Source organism: Erwinia sp. AnSW2-5 (genome assembly GCF_045107195.1).
GTDB lineage: Bacteria > Pseudomonadota > Gammaproteobacteria > Enterobacterales > Enterobacteriaceae > Erwinia.
The window spans coordinates 142,035-159,885 of the sequence record NZ_JBJGXA010000018.1 but is presented as its reverse complement, the minus strand read 5'-3'; the positions used below and the strand labels follow the sequence as shown (position 1 = coordinate 159,885).

Sequence of the window (17,851 nt, the reverse complement as noted above, 5' to 3'; positions counted from 1 at the left end):
TCAGGCTGGCGCAGCATGGCGGTGAACTCAACCTTTATGAAGGCACTAACGATGAACAGCATTGACTGGCCACAAGGCTATATCCCAGGTTTTAGCGATAACTTCGCTTCGAATGAAATGATCATCACCGGGGTCAGCGTCACCGCCCTGTGGGACAAACTGACCGATACGGCGGCATGGCCGGGCTACTACAGCAACGCCAGTGATATAGGTTTCCACGATGGCAGCGGCCCGCGTTTGACGGACGGCGCACGCTTCCGCTTTACCACCTTTGGTTTCCCGGTCGAAGCCGAAGTGAATGAGTTTGAGCCACCGCTGGCGGGTAGCGCAGGGCGCATCGCCTGGCATGGCTGGTGCGGTGACGACAGCGAAAGTCGCCTGGATGTGCATCATGCCTGGCTGATTGAAGCGCTGCCGGGTGGTCGGGTACGTCTGCTGACGCAGGAAACGCAGAACGGTAAGCCTGCCCGCGATCTGGCCTCTGCACGCCCTAATCCGATGATCAACGGTCATCAGGCGTGGCTGGACGGGATGATTGCCGCCGCCCGCGCTGCGCAGCAATAAGCTCACCTTATTGTGTAATAAGTAGAATGTTGCTGGACGGACAGTGAAACTCTGCCAGGTTATTAACGTATTTTTCCTCTTATCCTGACGTTAATAATAAAGGTAGCCCGCAATGAAACAGGACATTCTGATTATTCAGCCACTGATGCCGGAACTGAGCGAGGTTCTGCACCAGCACTATCACTGCCATCGTCTGTATGAACAGACGGACGTGGCCGCCTTCCTTCAGGCACATGCCGGCAAGATCAAAGCGGTTGCCACCCGGGGTGATGTCGGGCTGGCGGCCGATCTGATGGCCGCGCTGCCTGCGCTGGAGCTGATCGCTGTGTTTGGTGTTGGCACTGACGGCATCGATCTGTCAGCTGCCCGCGATCGCGGTATCACGGTGACCATCACCTCCGGGATTCTGACGGATGATGTGGCCGACCTGGCGCTGGCGCTGATGCTTGGCGTGTCACGCCAGATCGTGGCGCAGGATGCGTTCCTGCGCAGCGGCGCCTGGCAGGAACGCCCGCCGCAGCTCGGTTATAAGCTGTGTGGTAAACGCGTGGGGATTATGGGACTGGGCAAGATTGGTGCTGCCATTGCCCGGCGCTGTGCGGGCTTTGATATGCAGATTGGTTACTGCAACAGTCGCCAGAGTGAAGAACCCGCATGGCAGCGTTTTGGCGATCTGCATCAGCTGGCGCAGTTCAGTGACTTTCTGGTGCTGGCGGTACCGGGGGATGCGCGTAATCGCAAGATGGTGGATGCGGAGATCCTCAGCGCGCTGGGGGAAGAGGGCATTCTGATTAACGTTGCTCGCGGGGCGGTGGTGAATGAGGATGACCTGATTGAAGCGCTGCAAAATCAGGTCATTCGCGGTGCCGGTCTGGATGTGTTTGAGAATGAGCCAGCGATTGATGCGCGTTTTGCGGGGCTGACCAACACGGTACTGATGCCACATATTGCCAGTGCAACGGTCGAGACGCGTCAGGCGATGGCGCAGAACGTGGCGGATAATCTGGCAGGATGGTTTGCAGGGAAGGGGGCGATTACGCCAGTGGAGTAGAAATATACCCCCTTCAGGGGGGATATTTTGCTTTAAGTATGATTAACACTCTGGATTGTCCCCTGAACCATAGTTACAAGCGTAAGGGTCTTTCCATTTATTTCCTCTGTAGAAGAAAGTAGAGGTTTCTCCATCATTAAAAAAAACAGTAGCAAGTCCACTGGACCGTAACTTCCAGTCACCCGACGTCCCATCTTTAAATGAAACTTTACCTGATGCTAAACAAGGTGAGTCATATTCATGAAAAGCCGTACCATACTCCCTCGCCTCTTTAGCTACTTTGAAAAAAAGAATGAGTTGATTTGTTGAACGTACTGCTGGCTGTTGAGGCTGATGTTTGATGTACGACAATCCCATTTACTTTGTTCATCTCTCCGCGTTCGATTGCGCTAAATATTTTTACAATAATGTGTTCTGCATCGGTTATGCCATTTTTATCGATAAATAACATAGCTACATTTCCTTGTAATATTAACTTTAGATTGGCGTGTTAGCTTTGATGTCATATCCCATTGACACTGTTCCAGCGCAATTTCCTTGTGGATTTTGTAAGGTGTAATCAGTTCTAACTCGGGAGAAACTTAATGCGACATACTCTCTCGGTGCACGCATGTTGCCATTACCTACCGAGTAGACCTGAGTAATGATGATTTCATAAAGTGTGATTTTTAAATATTCAAGAGGTGAACCTCCAGCTTTTCGCATAGTCAGCACAGCCTCAGGGATATGTTTGCCCGTTAGACAGAACTGGAGCAGGTTAGGGCTGGATTTATCAATATAATGTTCGAAACTAAGATCTTCTACAGTACATTTTCCTGCGCCACCACCACTACCCAGATGCAGATCAGATGTCTGGCTGACAGACCAACCCCAGTTAATAAGCTCTATCTCTCCTTTATGTGTTGAATCCAGAGATTCACCTTCTATACCATCAATTTTTATAAAAATATCATTAGCCATAACGGTTACTATTCCTTGTAAAAGTAATTGCTGCGTTACCACTCATTAATACTGCTTTTCCGGAATTCTACCTGTTCGCTTATCGACCTGCCAGCGTGGAAGTACAAAATAGCCATTTGTCCGGATGATATGCAGCACAAGATATTAGGGAGGAGTCTTTTATCTTCAGGGGAATACAGGCGGGAAATATGAATAAGATAAATAATGAGCTTAACAGATGGAGTTTTGCTTAAATCAGCACGGTTCGACCGGAAAAAAAGGTCGAACCCTACTAGAGATCACAAAAGCTTAATACTGCCCGTCTATCACTTCCACGCCTTTACCGGCCAGCCACGGATCGATCCACTCGCGTTCCAGCTCGCCGCGCTTCGCCAGTTCAAAATTGCGCTCATCAACAATCAGATAGGCCTGCGCGGCGTCGAGAATCTGCGCGGCATCCGCTTTGGGGATCACAATCACGCCGTCGTGATCGCCGAGAATAATATCGCCCGGTGACACAGGGATATTCCCGCAGGCAATCGGCACATTGATCTCACCGGGACCATCCTTAAACGGCCCGCCGGGAGTGACGCCAGCCGCATACAGGTGATAATCCATTTTGCTGATGCCTTCGATATCGCGGATCGCGCCGTCGAGCACCAGCCCTTCAATATTGCGCTGGCGTGCCCAGGTGGTCATCACTTCCCCCATCAGCGCCTGGCTGCGGTCACCCTCGTTTGACACCACGATGACATCGCCCGCGCCCGCCATATCCATCGCTTTATGCAGCATCAGATTACAGCCCGAACGGGCCTTCACCGTGACGGCCAGTCCGCACATGGTGGAATGGGACGGGTTGCTCATCAGACGGATATCGCAGGCCAGCGCAGGCAGACGGCTCATGCAGTCAGCGACCACGGCAGCGGGCAGGGTGCGGAACGCCTCAACATAAGGCGCGGCCTGTAAATCACGTTGTAAGAAAATACGGTTACCAACAGTCATAACTATCCTCGTTTATTTCAGGCTGGCCACGGCGGCGGCAATCAGATCCGCGCCCTGTTGCAAGGCAGGTAAATCGGTGGCGATCGACAGGCGGAAGTAGGGCGACAGCCCGTAAGCCGCTCCGGCCACCACGGCAACGCCAGCGGTGTCCAGCAGCCACAGCACCACTTCGTTATCCGTGGTCAGGCGTTGCCCTTCCGCCGTGGTTTTCCCCAGCAGGCCCCCGCAGTTAACGTAAAGATAAAAGGCGCCTTCCGGCAGAAGGCAGCTCAATCCGGGAATGGCATTCAGGCGGGCAGCCATATCGTCGCGGCGCTGGCGGTAAACTTCCAGGCTGCGGGTGATAAATTCGGTGCCGCTGTTCAGTGCGGCCAGTGCTGCTGCCTGGCTGACGGAGCTGGCATTGCTGGTGGACTGCGATTGCAGCGTGCCCATCGCGGCGATCAGCGCTTTCGGTCCGGTGGCATAACCGATACGCCAGCCGGTCATGGCGTAGGTTTTCGACACGCCGTTGACGATCAGGGTGCGGTCCGCCAGGCGTGGCTCCACTTCCAGCAGATGCACGTTGGGCGCATTGTCATAGCGGATATGCTCGTAGATATCGTCGGTCATGATCGCCAGATGCGGATAATCCAGCAGCACATCCGCCAGCGCGCGCAGCTCGGCACGCGTATAGCTGGCACCGCTGGGGTTGGAAGGGGAGTTAATCAGCAACCAGCGGCAGCGGCTGGTAATCGATGCGCGCAGGCTTTCCGGCGTCAGTTTAAAACCGTCCTGCTCGCTGCACGTGACAATCACCGGGCGGCCGTCGCAGGCCAGCACCATATCGGGATAGGAAACCCAGAAAGGCGCGGGGATCAGCACTTCATCGCCGGTTTCCAGCGTGGCGGAGAAGGCGTTAAAAATGGCGCTCTTGGCTCCGTTGGTGACAATCACATCGTCGGCGTTCACCGTCAGACGGTTCTCACGCAGGAACTTCTCGGCAATCGCCGCACGCAGTGCCGGGGTGCCATTGTTCTGCGTATAGCGCGTTTCACCCCGTTCAATGGCCGCGCTGGCGGCCTGGCGGATCGCCGCCGGTGTGTCGAAGTCCGGCTCGCCCACCACCAGATTCACAATCGATTTTCCGGCACGTTTCAGCGCGTTGGCGCGGTCGGAAGCGGTACTGCTCGGCGAGGGTTTAATGCGGGTAACGCGATTGGCAATATGGATGGCACTCATAGCAACACTCCGGTCGGTGGCGTAATAGCCTTAAGTTACGAACATCCGGGGCGGTTCGGCTAAGAGGAGTTTGTTCTGATTCAAGAGCAAAAGCTTATGGATGGGGCAGAGCCATAAGCAAAAGCCATTTAATGGTGCAGCGCCGCATCACAAAATGGAGAGAAAATATGTTAAAAAACGGTTAAAATCGCGATCTATCTCACTGTTTTACATATTAACTTTCCTGATGTGTCGGCGCTCACCCTCAGAGTGGTCTGGATCTTGCTATATTCCTGTTCACCCAATTGTTACCGCAGCGCAGTGCAGAAGAGGAAGGTCCAGATGAATCTCAGGCGGCTCAAATACTTTATCAAAATTGTCGATGTCGGCAGTTTGACTCAGGCAGCTGATATTCTGCACATCGCGCAGCCTGCCCTTAGCCAGCAGCTGGCGTCGCTGGAAAGCGAAGTGAAACAGCAACTGCTGATCCGCACCAAACGCGGCGTCACGCCCACCGAAGCGGGCAATATTCTTTATGCACACGCTCAGGCCATTTTGCGCCAGTGCGAGCAGGCCCAAAGCGCCATTGATGGTGCCGGACAGGCGCTGAGCGGGCAGGTATCCGTCGGGCTGGCCCCCGGCACGGCGGCCTCGCTGCTGGCCCTGCCGCTGATGGAAGAAGTGCGCAAACAGCATCCGGGCATTCTGCTTTATTTCAATGAAAGCTTCGGCACCACCCTCAGTGAACTGATCATGAGCGGGCGGATGGATATGGCGGTGCTGTATGGCAACCGTCAGGTACACGGGCTGGCGTTTATCCCGCTGATGAAAGAGGATCTGTATCTGGTGACGCCGCAGGCCACGGCCAGTTTCGGCAAAACCGTGACCCTGCAAGAGATTGCACATCTGGAACTGTTCCTGCCGCGCCCGTACAACATTATGCGCAAGCTGGTCGACGAAGCTTTCGTGCAGAAAAACCTCTCTTACAGCGTGAAGTGTGAAATTGAGTCGGCTTCCACCCTGGCGCTGGCGCTGGATAAGAACCTCGGTGCCACCATTCTGCCTGAGTCCATTGCGCGCAACATGGTGGCGCAGGCGCACGCACGCATGTCGAAGATTGTCGACCCGGGCATTCAGGCACCGCTCTCGTTCTGTACCTCCGATCACCTGCCGCTCTCCCAGCCTGCGGAAGCCGTGAAGAAGATCCTGCTGGCGCTGATGGCCGAACGCACCCAGGACAATCGCCCGCTGACGCTGGTGGGGTAAGGACATCTTCTGAAGGAGATGGCGATGTCCTGTAGGGGTCGATCATTTTTCCGATCGACCCGTGCTGATGGTTTGCACCCGCTGTCAGGTCCGCGTTACTGGCCGACCGGAACAAAAGGTCGGCCACTACGAATGGTGAAACCTCAGAGCCCATCTCTGTCATGCACGGCGAATGATGAAGAGTAATAAGTCTGTCTTATCCCCCTAAAGCGAAACCCTCTTACAGACTGGCAGAACGACCGGGCTACAGTGAGCCTATGTCGGGCTTTCCGTTGACGGATATGATGTTGAGGATGAGGAATGGATCCAGCAGGTCAGTTAAAGGCACCACAAATCAGCTGGCTGGGTACCCACGCGCTGCTGTTTGAAGCGCCGGGCACACTCTCACTGGCGAACCAGCAGCGCATCTGGGCGCTGGCAGACTACAGCGCCAGACTGAACAGCATTCGCGGCGTGGTTCCGGGGATGAACAATCTGATGCTGGTGTTCGCCCCCCAGTGGTGCGGAACCGAATCGCTACCGGAGCAGCTGCTGCGCCAGTGGCAGAAGGGGGAAAGCAAAACCTTCTCCGGGCGCGTTATCGAACTGAACGTCACCTACGGTGGCGAACCGGGGCCGCATATCTGTGATGTCGCGGAACACACCGGCATGACCATTCAGGAAATCGTCCAGCGCCACAGCGAACCCCTCTATCCGGTTTATGCCCTCGGCAGCCATCCAGGCTACTGCTACCTCGGCAATATGGACCCGCAGATCGCCACGCCACGCCGCAGTACCCCGGTGCAGAGCATTCCCGGCGGTTCCGTGTCGATTGGCGGTGTGCAGACGGGGGTTTCCGCCTCCGCCGGGCCGAGCGGCTGGAACACCATCGGCCGCACGGATTTTATCTTCTTTGATGCCCATGCTGAGCCGCCGGTGCGTTTACAGCCCGGTGACAGCATTCGTTTTCGCGTGGAAAAGGTGCTGGCATGATCGAAATTGAACGCACCACACCGCTCACCAGCGTGCAGGATAACGGCCGCTTCGGCGCGCTGCACTTTGGCGTCGGTACGGCGGGGGTGATGGACCCGCTGGCGCTGCGCCTTGGCAATGCGCTGCTGGGTAATCACCCGGACGATGCCGCGATTGAAGTGCCGCTGTTTCCTTTCCGTGTCCGTTTTCATCGCGATGGCATTTTTGCCATCAGCGGCGGCGACAGCCAGGCCTCCCTCGACGGCAGGCCCGTTCCCGCCTGGTGGGTGGCCCGCGCCCGGTCAGGTGAGGTGCTGACGCTCAATGCTTCGCGCTTTTCCGCCCGCAGCTATCTGCACCTGCCGGGCGGGGTGGATGTGCCCCGGGTGCTCGGCTCGCGCAGCACGCAGTTACGCGGTGAATTTGGCGGCTGGCAGGGACGTGGCCTCAGCGCAGGCGACCGGCTGAATGCCCGCACGCCGGATTATCGCGGTGCATCCGACTTCGGTATCGCCTCGCCACGACTGGCGTTGCAGGCAGGCTCATTGCAGGTGCCGGAAATCCGCGTGCTGCCTGCCGCCGAATACACCCGTTTCACGGCGGGATCCGTCCAGCGTTTCTGGCAGCAGTCGTGGCGCATCACGCCGCAAAGCAACCGTTACGGCTACCGGCTGGAAGGCGAAGGGCTGGTGGCGACAGTGCCGCTGGAGATGCGTTCCCACGGCATCATCCCCGGCGTCATTCAGGTCACTCACAGCGGCCAGCCGATTATTCAGATGCGCGATGCCCAGCCCAGCGGCGGCTATCCGAAGCTGGGGACGGTGATCGACGCCGATATGTGGCTGCTGGGGCAGGTGCCGGTGGGCAGCCAGGTGCGTTTTGTTGAAGTGGATCTGGCCCAGGCGCAGCAGGCCCAGCAGGTGCAGGATCGCTGGCTGGAGAACCTGTGTCATCAGATCGATCGTTACCGCCGCAGCGCGGGCTGACCCGATAAAAGGAGCGCGAATGATAGCATTTCGAGAGTTACAGAGCCTGGTCAATCAGATGCAGCGCAGCGGCCTGACCCGCTTACAGATAAACAGCGCGGACTATGCCATTCGCATGATCTGCCAGCCGGGCAGTCAGTTGCCCGCCGCCCCCGCACCAGAACCTGCTGCTGTCGCAGAGGTGCCCGTCACGCCGGTTGCGGTCACGGCACCGATGCCGGGCCGCCTGTGGTTACAGGACCCGCTAAGCGGTAAAAACGTTGGCCCTGTTTCCGGGCCTGTCGAAGCGGGCTGTCTGCTGGCGCTGGTGCAGGCCGGGCCACTCTGCCTGCCGGTGCGTGCGCCGCAGGACGGCATACTGACCAGCATTGATGCCACGCAGGGCCAGGCGGTGGAGTATGCCCAGCCGCTGATGCATTTGCTGCCAGCGGGACAACAACAGACAAAGGAGCATGACCATGCGCAGCATCGATCTTAACGCCGATCTCGGCGAAGGGTTTGGCGACTACACCCTCGGCGATGATGCCGGGTTGATGGCGCTGATCAGCTCGGCGAACGTGGCCTGCGGCTTTCATGCGGGTGACGCCACGATTATGGCGCGCAGCGTTGCGCTGGCGAAACAGCACGGCGTTGACCTTGGTGCTCACGTTGGCTTCCCGGATCTACAGGGATTTGGCCGCCGCCGGATGCAGATTGACCCGGCCCAGCTGGCACACGATGTGACCTATCAGCTGGGGGCGCTGGCGGGCTTTGCCCGAGCCGCCGACTATCCGCTGACGCTCATGAGTTTTCACGGCGCGCTGGGCAATATGGCGGCAGAAGACGACGCGCTGGCGCGACCGTTGCTACTGGCGGTGCGGGCCTTCGATCCCACGCTGATTATCAGCACCACGCCGGGCAATGCCGTCGAACGCTGCGCACGGGAGCTGGGGCTGCATGTTGCCTGCACCTTCCTGGCCGACCGGGCTTTTCAGGCCAATGGTCTGCTGGTACCGCGCGGTTCTCCGGGGGCGGTGATTCATGATGAGGAAGAGGTGAGCCGCCGGGTGATCGACCTGCTGACCACTGGCGCCATCACGACCATCGACGGCACGCGGCTGCCGATGAATGTTTCTTCCATTTTGCTGCACGGTGACACGCCGGGGGCGCTGGCACTGATTGTGCGTCTGCGCCGGGATATCCAGGCAAATGGCGGAGAAATCAGATCGCTGTCACAACAAAAAGCCCGTTAAGCCCGGTTATAAGAGTGGCTTATTGCCACAAAGGCTTAACCTCTTACCCCCTGGCAAGCCGGGGGGGATAGAGTCAAAACACCAGAAGAATAACAGGAGTGCATTATGCCTTTTTCAGATTACAAAACGGCCCTGGTCACCGGCGCATCTGCCGGGATGGGAGAAGCCATTGTCGAACGCCTGTGCAAAGAGGGCATTGTGGTGCATGCGCTGGCACGCCGCAGTGATGAGCTGGAGCGCCTGGCCGCCCGCACCGGTTGCATTCCCCACGTGGTGGATGTGTCGGATGTTAACGCACTGACCGAGGTCTGCCGCGACCTGCCGATCGACATTCTGGTGAATAACGCCGGGGTTTCGCATCCGGGATCGATTCTCAGTGCCGAAGAGCAGCATGTTGACATCCAGGTGGATGTGAACCTGCGCGCCGTGCTGCACCTCTGCCGCCTGCTGGTGCCGGGCATGATGGCGCGCGACTGCGGCCACGTGATCAACATCACCTCGATTGCGGCGATCTACAACTTCGGCGGCAACTCGATTTACCACGCTACCAAAGCGGGCGTGCATGCGCTCTCCCGCCAGCTGCGCGTCGACTGTTATGGCAAACGTGTGCGTATCACCGAAATCTGCCCCGGCCGCGTGGCGACGGATATCTTCGGTAACGTCTCTGGTGATAAAGAGGGCGCACGCCGCCAGTTTATCGACGGCTTCGAACTGCCGCAGGCAAAAGATATCGCCGATACCGTGGCCTTTGCGCTGGCCGCCCCGGTGGCGGTGAATATCGGTCATATCGAGATCACGCCGACACTCCAGGTGCCGGGTGGGCTGTCGACCATGCGTCCTGGTGATGCCACCCGCTGACAGTCAGCTGAACAACTGAGGGCAAGCGACAATGAACGGTTCACTTGATTTTAGCGTCATTCTGCATGGCCAGTACGGGCAGATGATCATCGACGGCATGCTGCTGACGCTGCAACTGGCGCTCGGCTCCTGGCTGCTGGCGATGGTACTGGCGATGCTGCTGGTGGTGATCCGCCTCAGTAACCTGCGCATATTGCAGTGGCTGGTGGCCGTTTATGTCTCTTATCACCGCAATGTGCCCACGCTGATCCAGCTGATGATGTGGTACTTCGCCATTCCCACGCTGCTGCCGGAGTCGGTGCAGATGTGGCTGAATGACTTCAACGCCGAATTTGTCTTCTCGCTGGTGGCGCTGGGGTTATGCCAGGCGGCCTATTTTTCCGAGGACATCCGCAGCGGCCTGCGTGCCACGCCTGAAGGGCAGACGGAAGCCGCGCGGGCGCTGGGCATGGGATATATGCAGTCGATGCATCTGATCATCTTGCCGCAGGGCATTCGTAATGCGCTACCTGCGCTGATTAACCACACGGTGCTGCTGTTTAAAAACACCAGTCTGGCGATGGTGATTGGCGTGGCAGACCTGACCTATGTGACGCGGGAAATCGAAAACTACACCTTCCGTACCTTTGAAGCTTACCTGGTGTCGACGCTCTGTTACCTGTTCTTCTCTCTGTTGTTGATGGGCGCGGGTGCGCTGCTGGCGCAACGTTTCCAACGTGTCTATGCGAGGTAACGTCTGATGACGGAAATGCTGACGATTTTACAGCAGAACGGCATGTTGTTCCTGATGGGACAGTATCCGAACGGCCCGCTGGGCGGGGTGCTCTGTACCTTACTGGTATCGGTACTGGCGATTCTGTTTGCCCTGCCGCTCGGCGTCCTTCTGGGCGTGGCGCGTGTTTCACCTTACCGCTGGCTGCGCTGGCCTGCGACCGCCTGGGTTTACGTGCTGCGCGGCATTCCGTTGCTGATGGTGGTGTTCTGGACGTACTTCTGTCTGCCGCTGTTACTGGGGCACACCCTGAGCGGCTTCGGCACCATGCTGATCACCCTGGTGATCTATGAAAGTGCCTATATCGCGGAGATTGTCCGTGCCGGTATTCAGGCGTTGCCGCCAGGTCAGTACGAGGCATCACGGGCGCTGGGCATGAGCTACACCCGCGCCTTCCGTCTGGTGATCCTGCCGCAGGCGCTCTACAACATGTTGCCGAGCCTGGTCAGCCAGCTGGTATCGATTATTAAAGACAGCACGCTGGGCTATGTAATCAACGTGCCTGAGCTGACCTTCGCGGCCAACCAGGTCAACAACCAGCTGCTGACCAAACCTTTCCAGGTGTTTGCCATTGTGGCACTGAGCTATTACGTCATCTGTTTCAGCCTGACGTGGCTGGCCAACTTTCTGGAGCGGCGCATTGCGGAGAAACGCAACCGTAGCCACCCGGTCAGTTCGCCCAAGTCCGGCACCTTGCTGGTGACCAAACCCGTTATTGAGGAGTAAGGCATGCATCCGATTATCCGGTTTAATCAGGTTAATAAGTGGTATGGCGCGTATCACGCTCTGGCCGACCTCAGCGCGGAAGTGAACAGCGGTGAAGTGGTGGTGGTGTGTGGTCCGTCCGGTTCCGGCAAATCGACCCTGATCCGCACCGTCAACCGTCTGGAGCCGATCCAGGATGGGCAGATTGTGTTCGATGGTCATGATATTCACGGCAGCGGCATCCAGCAGAACAAGCTGCGTGCGCGCATTGGTTTTGTGTTCCAGAGCTTTAACCTGTTCCCGCACCTGTCGGTAGTCGACAACGTGATGCTTTCTCCGGTGAAAGTGCTGGGTATGAAACGCAGCGAGGCGAAGCAGCAGGCGCTGGCCTTACTGGACCGCGTGGGTCTGGCACACAAGGCCAATGCCTGGCCCGCCCAGCTCTCCGGTGGGCAACAGCAGCGTGTGGCGATTGCCCGGGCGCTGGCAATGAACCCCCCGGTGATGCTGTTTGATGAACCGACATCGGCGCTTGACCCGGAAATGGTCGGGGAAGTGCTGAACGTGATGCGCGGTCTGGCCCGGGATGGCATGACCATGATGTGCGTAACCCACGAAATGAATTTTGCCCGAGAAGTAGCGGATACCGTCTGGTTTATGGATGAAGGCAAGATCCTCGAAAAAGCCCCACCTGAAGCGTTTTTTACCCGGCCCGTGCATGAGCGCGCCCAACGTTTTCTGACCGATCTGCGTCAGCACTGATCTCACCTGAACATTAACGGAGTCTGTCGATGATGAGTAAAAAACTTCCGCTGTCGTGGGCGATCTGCCTGCCTTTACTGCTGAGCGCAACGCTGCCTGCGCAGGCCGATACGCTGTCTGATATTGCCAGCCGTGGTCAGCTTAACTGTGGCGTTTACGCCGATGTTCCGCCTTTCTCCTCACCGGACCCGAAAACCCGTCAGCTGGTGGGTATGGATGTTGACCTGTGCCAGGCGCTGGCTAAGCAGCTGGGGGTAAAGGTCAATCTGATGCCGGTTTCCGTTGAAGCGCGTATCGCCGTACTGACCACCGGACGTGTGGATGTGCTGATTGCCAACCTTGCTTACACCAAAAGCCGTGCTGCGCAGATCCAGTTCAGCGATCCGTACTACATTGCGAAAGAGGTGCTGGTGGTGAAAAGCCCCAATGCTGATAAAACCCCGGCAGACTTTAAAGGCAAGCGCCTGAGTTCGACCAAAGGCTCCACCTCAGAGCAGTCAATCCGCATGGCGCAGGCCAAACCGGTAACGTTCCAGGATACCGCCTCGGCCTATTTAGCGCTGCAACAGAATAAATCTGTTGGTTTTGTCACCAACGGCATGACCGCCACCCAGCTGGTGAACCGTGCTGCGGCGGATAACATCAAGCTGGCGATGATCAAAGAGCCGATGGCGCTGGAACCGGTCGCCATTGGGATGAAAAAAGGCGATGAGGCGCTGCTGACCAAAGTGAACGCCGGGCTGATGGCAATGGAGCAGGGCGGCGAGATCGACAGCATCTGGAACCGCTGGCTGGGACCGGACACCGAATACAAAATGGTGCGTGAAGAGAAAGTGCAGCCGCTGAGCGAGCTGAAGTTCGTGCCGCTGGAGTAACATCAGTCTCTGCGATTTCCCGTAGGGGTCGATCATTTTTTCCGATCGACCCGTGCTAATGGTCTGCACCACGGGTTGGCTTTGCTGGCTGACCGGAAAAAAAGGTCAGCCACTACGGGTGAATGCCTGCATCAATCCTGTAGGGGTCGATCATCTTTTCCGATCGACCCTTGTTGACCGCGGCCACTGCGTTTATTCGCTAAAACATGAGAGCCAGATCCCATTCTGTTATGGGAGCCATTGCCAGCTAACGCCAAAAATGATCATAATCGCGGCGCAACGGCTTTACAGGTTGCGCCCTTTTTTATTGCGGCATGTCACTGGTAAAGCAGGCAAGACCAAAATAAAAATGCATGTCCTCTTTTTTGAGGCGCATTTTTATTTTGGTCTTTTTTTTTGGTTTTTTTTGAGGGAATACCGTGGACTATAAACAACTCGGCCATGAGATTTTAGCACTCAGCGGCGGTAAAAATAACATCAGCAGGCTCACTCATTGCGCCACACGTCTGCGCCTTGAATTCAGCGATCGTCGCCTGGTACAGGAAGCGGCAATTGAAAAACTCCCGGGCGTGATTGGGGTGGTGGAAAGCGGCGGCCAGTTCCAGATCGTCGTGGGTAACCAGGTGCAGCAAACTTACCGGGTTATGCTGGATGCGATTGGCAGCGCAGCACCAACAGGTAAACCTGCGGCGGCAAAAGGCGGAATTTTCAGCCAGATTATCAGCGTTATTTCCACGACCTTCACGCCGGTTATTCCGGCGATCACCGGGGCGGGGATGATCAAAGCCCTGCTGGCAATCCTGAAACTGAGCGGGTTAATCAGTGCGAGCAGCACCACCTACCTGCTGCTGGATACGATTGCCGATGCGGCCTTCTTCTTCCTGCCTGTGCTGCTTGCCTATGGTGCCGCGATTAAATTCTCCTGTAACCCGATCCTGGCCATGACGATTGCCGGGGCGATGCTGCATCCCAACCTGGCGCAGATGCTGGCGAAGGGGGGAGAGATCACCTTTATCGGCATCGACGTGCGTCTGGCCGACTACGCGGGATCGGTGCTGCCGATAATCTTTACCGTTTGGGTTATGTCGTGGGTGGAACGCTTTGCTGAGCGCGTGTCGCCATCGATGATCACCTTCTTTACCAAGCCAATGATTGTACTGCTGGTGACTGCACCGCTGGCGCTGGTGGCGATAGGACCGTTCGGCATTCTGCTCAATGACCTGGTGGCAAGCGGCGCAGCAGCCATTAACGGTAAGGCCAGCTGGCTGATCCCGATGCTGATGGGTGGCCTGCAACCGTTCCTGGTGATCACCGGCACCGCCTGGGCAATGACGCCAATTGCGACCATGCAGTTAACCCGCCAGGGATTTGAAACGATCAATGGTCCCGGCATGCTGGCCTCCAATATTGCCCAGGGTGCGGCTACGCTCTGCGTTGCGCTGAAAACCAAAAATAAAGACCTGAAACAGCTGGCATCATCTGCGGGTTTCACCGCGCTGCTGGGCATTACCGAACCGTCACTGTACGGCGTTACACTGAAATTAAAACGCCCGCTGATTGCTGCCATGCTCGGCGGTGGCTGCGCGGGCGTCTATGCCGGATTGAGCGGCGTGGTACGCTACGCTTTCGTCTCGCCGGGTCTGGCGGCACTGCCTGCCTTTATCGGTGAAAATCCGATGAATATCGTGCATGCGCTGGTCACCTGCCTGATTGCCATTGTTGTCACCTTTGCGCTGACCTGGGTGCTTGGCTTTGACGATCCTAAGCAGGAAGGTGACGAACCTTCGCAAAGCGTGGCCCCGCAGGTCGCCGCATCGTCGCCGTTATCGCCGATGGCTGAAACGCTGAACAGCCCTTTGAGCGGAAACGTGCTGCCGCTCTCTGCCGTGCCGGACGACGTTTTCTCTAAAGGCCTGCTGGGCCAGGGCGTGGCGATTATGCCGGATCGTGGTGAGCTGCTGTCGCCGGTCAATGGCGTGGTGGTCACCTTCCTGCCATCGAAACATGCGGTGGGAATATTGTCAGACAACGGTGCAGAAGTGCTGATCCACGTCGGGATTGATACCGTTAATCTTAACGGGGAGTTTTTCGACTCTGCATTACAGGTGGGGGACCGGGTGCAGGCAGGGGATGTGCTGGTGACCTTTGACTGTGCGGCGATTACCGCTGCGGGGTATGAACTGATTACCCCGGTACTGGTGGTGAACAGCGAGGATTACCAATCCGTGCAAACCCTTGCCGGAGAGCAGGTCAATACCGGTGCTGCGCTGCTGGCGTTAACCCCTAAACTAAAAGCGAGCGTGTGATGATTTACCAAAAACAGCAGCCTTTTCCCGACGGTTTTTTATGGGGGGCATCGACCTCGGCTTATCAGGTCGAAGGGGCATGGAATGAAGATGGAAAAAGTCCGTCGATCATCGATATGTGTCAACACCCGCAGGAAACAGCTGATTTCACCGTTGCCAGCGACCATTATCACCGCTGTATTGAGGACGTGCAGCTTTTCGCCGAACTTGGAATGAAAGCCTACCGTTTCTCCATCGCCTGGACGCGCATCATTCCGGGTGGAGTCGGTGAGGTCAATCCGGCTGGCCTGGCCTTCTATGAACGGCTGATTGATGAACTGAACCGTCACGGTATTGAGCCAATAGTCACCCTCTATCACTTTGACTTGCCCTGGTGTCTGGAGCAACAGGGTGGGTGGGAGAACCGCGCAACCATCGCGGCATTTGTTGAGTATGCGCGCACGCTTTTCGGCCATTTCGGTGGCAAAGTTACACACTGGCTGACCATCAACGAACAGAACACCATGATCCTGCATCCCGGAGCCATCGGCCTGCCGCCGGGGGGAAAACTGCCCTCGACAGCATCGCTCTGGCAGCAGAATCACCATATGATGCTGGCCCAGGCGCAGGTGATGGCGCTGTGCCATCAGATGCTACCCGACAGCAAGATTGGTCCGGCGATCAATACCACCTCAATGTATCAGGCGACCTGTCGCCCGGAAGATGCCATCGCGGCACATAATTGGGAAACCCTGCGCTGCTGGAGTTTTCTGGATGTCGCGGTTCACGGGCGTTATAACTCGCTGGCCTGGCGCTATTTGCAGGATCGCGGCATCGCCCCTCAGGTTGCAGAGGGAGATGCGGAGATTTTGCTGCGGGGTAAACCGGATTTTGTCGCCATTAATTACTACTCGACAGCCACTATCGCCGCCAGCCGGGGGGATGCTTCGGATATCAGTGCCCGTGCAGGGGATCAGCAAATCATGCTGGGTGAGCCGGGCGTGTATCGGGCGGCAGAAAACCCGTGGGTGGAAAAAACGCCTTACGGCTGGGTGGTTGACCCGGTGGGGCTGCGTCTGACGTTGCGTAAAACCTGGGAACGCTATCATTTACCGATTCTGATCACAGAAAATGGTATGGGTGCGCCAGATGTGCTGGAGGAAGGCGATATCATTGCCGATGATTACCGCATTGATTTTTTGCGTCAGCATATTGAGCAGATGCAGCTGGCGATAGCCGATGGCGTGGCGCTGATGGGCTATTGTCCGTGGTCCGCCATTGATGTGGTCAGCACGCATCAGGGTTATGGAAAACGTTACGGTTTTATTTATGTGGATCGCGGTGAGCAGGACGTCAAAGATCTCCGGCGCATCCGCAAAGCCAGCTTCAGCTGGTATCAGCGGGTGATTGCCAGCAACGGTGCCACCCGATAAAACCGTGCGCACAACGAGTAGCAAGAGGGCCGTGGATGGCAGAACAATGGATAAAATGACGGTAGCGAAGGTGCTGAATAACAGCCTGGTGCTCTCCAGCACCGCTGACCATGACGAAGTGATCGTGATGGGAAAAGGTATCGGTTTTAACAGCAAGGTGGGTGATACGCTGGATGCGGCACAGATTGAGAAAATCTTTATCGTGCAGGGCAGCCAGACCCGCCGTGACTACCTGCGGGTGATTGAAAACTCGCCGGAGTATCTGCTGCCGCTGGTGCAGGATCTCATTGAACGTGCCAGCGTTCAGCTAAACAGTCGGCTCAGTGAGCAGCTGTTTTTTACGCTGGTGGACCATATCAGCTTTGCCGTTGAGCGTTTTGCTAAAGGAATTGCCATCCAGAACCGCCTGCTGTTTGAGGTAAAACGTTTTTATCCGCGAGAATTTGCCGTGGCGCAGCAGGCGGTACGGCAACTTAATCAGCAGTTGAATATTGACCTGCCGGAGGAGGAAGCGGGGAATATTGCTTTCCATCTGGTTAACGGGCAAACCGATGTGCAAAACATGGAAACCACGTTGCTGTCGGTGAAGATGTTGAAAGATATTTTCAATATCATCAAATATCACTTTCGTGTGGAGATCAACCGGGATTCCCTGAACTACCAGCGCTTCCTGACCCATCTGCAATTTTTTATTCAACGGATGGTGGAAGGCCGGCAGATCGCTAATAAAGACGATTTTATTTTCGCCCAGGTCAGGGCGGAATATCCCGATCACTATCGCGCCAGTCAATTGATTGGCGAGTACGTACACAATCTGCTTCAGGTGACATTAACCAACGATGAGCTGCTGTATCTGATTATTCATCTGGTGCGCATTGTGACGCCGGATGAGGATCACCTGGGTGCAGAGTAAGTGAGCGTTTTTTCTTTATAAGCAACAGACACGGGCTGATATGAACCGTTGGGGATG

General features: G+C 56.7%; 19 protein-coding genes. 15 read left to right on the top strand and 4 right to left on the bottom strand.

Going from position 1 to position 17,851, the window contains the following annotated elements:
* Window positions 1-51 precede the first annotated feature (51 nt).
* Both ACFL9S_RS14985 and ACFL9S_RS14980 read left to right on the top strand, forming a co-directional pair.
* Window positions 52-564 (top strand): SRPBCC domain-containing protein, encoded by a 513-nt coding sequence (locus tag ACFL9S_RS14985; protein ID WP_405262732.1) that lies wholly within the window; start codon window positions 52-54, stop codon window positions 562-564.
* Between the two features lie 112 nt (window positions 565-676).
* Window positions 677-1,615 (top strand): 2-hydroxyacid dehydrogenase, encoded by a 939-nt coding sequence (locus ACFL9S_RS14980; RefSeq protein WP_405262685.1) that lies wholly within the window; start codon window positions 677-679, stop codon window positions 1,613-1,615.
* 271 nt (window positions 1,616-1,886) lie between these two features.
* Here ACFL9S_RS14980 and ACFL9S_RS14975 read toward each other — a convergent pair whose 3' ends face one another.
* The 4 genes from ACFL9S_RS14975 to ACFL9S_RS14960 all read right to left on the bottom strand — a co-directional run bounded on the left by ACFL9S_RS14975 (window position 1,887) and on the right by ACFL9S_RS14960 (window position 4,777).
* A complete protein-coding gene (locus tag ACFL9S_RS14975) occupies window positions 1,887-2,066 on the bottom strand; it encodes a hypothetical protein (protein WP_405262684.1) in 180 nt (59 codons plus the stop codon).
* 26 nt (window positions 2,067-2,092) lie between these two features.
* Window positions 2,093-2,575, bottom strand: coding sequence for an Hcp family type VI secretion system effector (locus tag ACFL9S_RS14970; protein ID WP_405262683.1), 483 nt, complete (start codon window positions 2,573-2,575; stop codon window positions 2,093-2,095).
* Window positions 2,576-2,863: 288 nt separating this feature from the next.
* Window positions 2,864-3,556, bottom strand: coding sequence for an RraA family protein (locus tag ACFL9S_RS14965; protein WP_405262682.1), 693 nt, complete (start codon window positions 3,554-3,556; stop codon window positions 2,864-2,866).
* A 12-nt stretch (window positions 3,557-3,568) separates the two neighbouring features.
* Complete coding sequence (locus tag ACFL9S_RS14960) at window positions 3,569-4,777, bottom strand: aspartate transaminase (protein ID WP_405262681.1); 1,209 nt, start codon at window positions 4,775-4,777, stop codon at window positions 3,569-3,571.
* Between the two features lie 321 nt (window positions 4,778-5,098).
* Between ACFL9S_RS14960 and nac the strand changes: the two genes are divergently transcribed.
* From nac to licT, 13 genes are all read left to right on the top strand, one after another.
* Entirely contained in the window at window positions 5,099-6,022 is a 924-nt protein-coding gene (gene nac / locus ACFL9S_RS14955; protein ID WP_405262680.1) for a nitrogen assimilation transcriptional regulator NAC, read from the top strand.
* A 300-nt stretch (window positions 6,023-6,322) separates the two neighbouring features.
* Entirely contained in the window at window positions 6,323-6,994 is a 672-nt protein-coding gene (gene pxpB / locus ACFL9S_RS14950) for a 5-oxoprolinase subunit PxpB (RefSeq protein ID WP_405262679.1), read from the top strand.
* Entirely contained in the window at window positions 6,991-7,959 is a 969-nt protein-coding gene (locus tag ACFL9S_RS14945; RefSeq protein WP_405262678.1) for a biotin-dependent carboxyltransferase family protein, read from the top strand. Before pxpB ends, ACFL9S_RS14945 begins: the two co-directional genes overlap by 4 nt.
* 19 nt (window positions 7,960-7,978) lie before the next feature.
* Entirely contained in the window at window positions 7,979-8,437 is a 459-nt protein-coding gene (locus tag ACFL9S_RS14940) for an acetyl-CoA carboxylase biotin carboxyl carrier protein (protein WP_405262677.1), read from the top strand.
* Window positions 8,418-9,191: a LamB/YcsF family protein gene (locus tag ACFL9S_RS14935; protein ID WP_405262676.1), complete on the top strand. Its 774-nt coding sequence runs from the start codon at window positions 8,418-8,420 to the stop codon at window positions 9,189-9,191. The genes ACFL9S_RS14940 and ACFL9S_RS14935 overlap by 20 nt, the downstream gene beginning before the upstream one ends.
* Before the next feature lie 105 nt (window positions 9,192-9,296).
* Window positions 9,297-10,049, top strand: a complete 753-nt coding sequence (locus ACFL9S_RS14930) for an SDR family oxidoreductase (RefSeq protein ID WP_405262675.1) — start codon at window positions 9,297-9,299, stop codon at window positions 10,047-10,049.
* A gap of 31 nt (window positions 10,050-10,080) precedes the next feature.
* Window positions 10,081-10,782, top strand: coding sequence for an amino acid ABC transporter permease (locus tag ACFL9S_RS14925; protein ID WP_405262674.1), 702 nt, complete (start codon window positions 10,081-10,083; stop codon window positions 10,780-10,782).
* A gap of 6 nt (window positions 10,783-10,788) precedes the next feature.
* A complete protein-coding gene (locus ACFL9S_RS14920; RefSeq protein WP_405262673.1) occupies window positions 10,789-11,547 on the top strand; it encodes an amino acid ABC transporter permease in 759 nt (252 codons plus the stop codon).
* Window positions 11,548-11,550: 3 nt separating this feature from the next.
* Window positions 11,551-12,288, top strand: a complete 738-nt coding sequence (locus ACFL9S_RS14915) for an amino acid ABC transporter ATP-binding protein (protein ID WP_405262672.1) — start codon at window positions 11,551-11,553, stop codon at window positions 12,286-12,288.
* Window positions 12,289-12,320: 32 nt separating this feature from the next.
* Window positions 12,321-13,163 (top strand): ABC transporter substrate-binding protein, encoded by an 843-nt coding sequence (locus ACFL9S_RS14910; protein ID WP_405262731.1) that lies wholly within the window; start codon window positions 12,321-12,323, stop codon window positions 13,161-13,163.
* A 419-nt stretch (window positions 13,164-13,582) separates the two neighbouring features.
* Window positions 13,583-15,469, top strand: a complete 1,887-nt coding sequence (locus ACFL9S_RS14905) for a beta-glucoside-specific PTS transporter subunit IIABC (RefSeq protein ID WP_405262671.1) — start codon at window positions 13,583-13,585, stop codon at window positions 15,467-15,469.
* A complete protein-coding gene (locus ACFL9S_RS14900) occupies window positions 15,469-16,881 on the top strand; it encodes a glycoside hydrolase family 1 protein (RefSeq protein WP_405262670.1) in 1,413 nt (470 codons plus the stop codon). Before ACFL9S_RS14905 ends, ACFL9S_RS14900 begins: the two co-directional genes overlap by 1 nt.
* Before the next feature lie 55 nt (window positions 16,882-16,936).
* Window positions 16,937-17,794, top strand: a complete 858-nt coding sequence (licT, locus tag ACFL9S_RS14895) for a BglG family transcription antiterminator LicT (RefSeq protein ID WP_405262730.1) — start codon at window positions 16,937-16,939, stop codon at window positions 17,792-17,794.
* Window positions 17,795-17,851 lie beyond the last annotated feature (57 nt).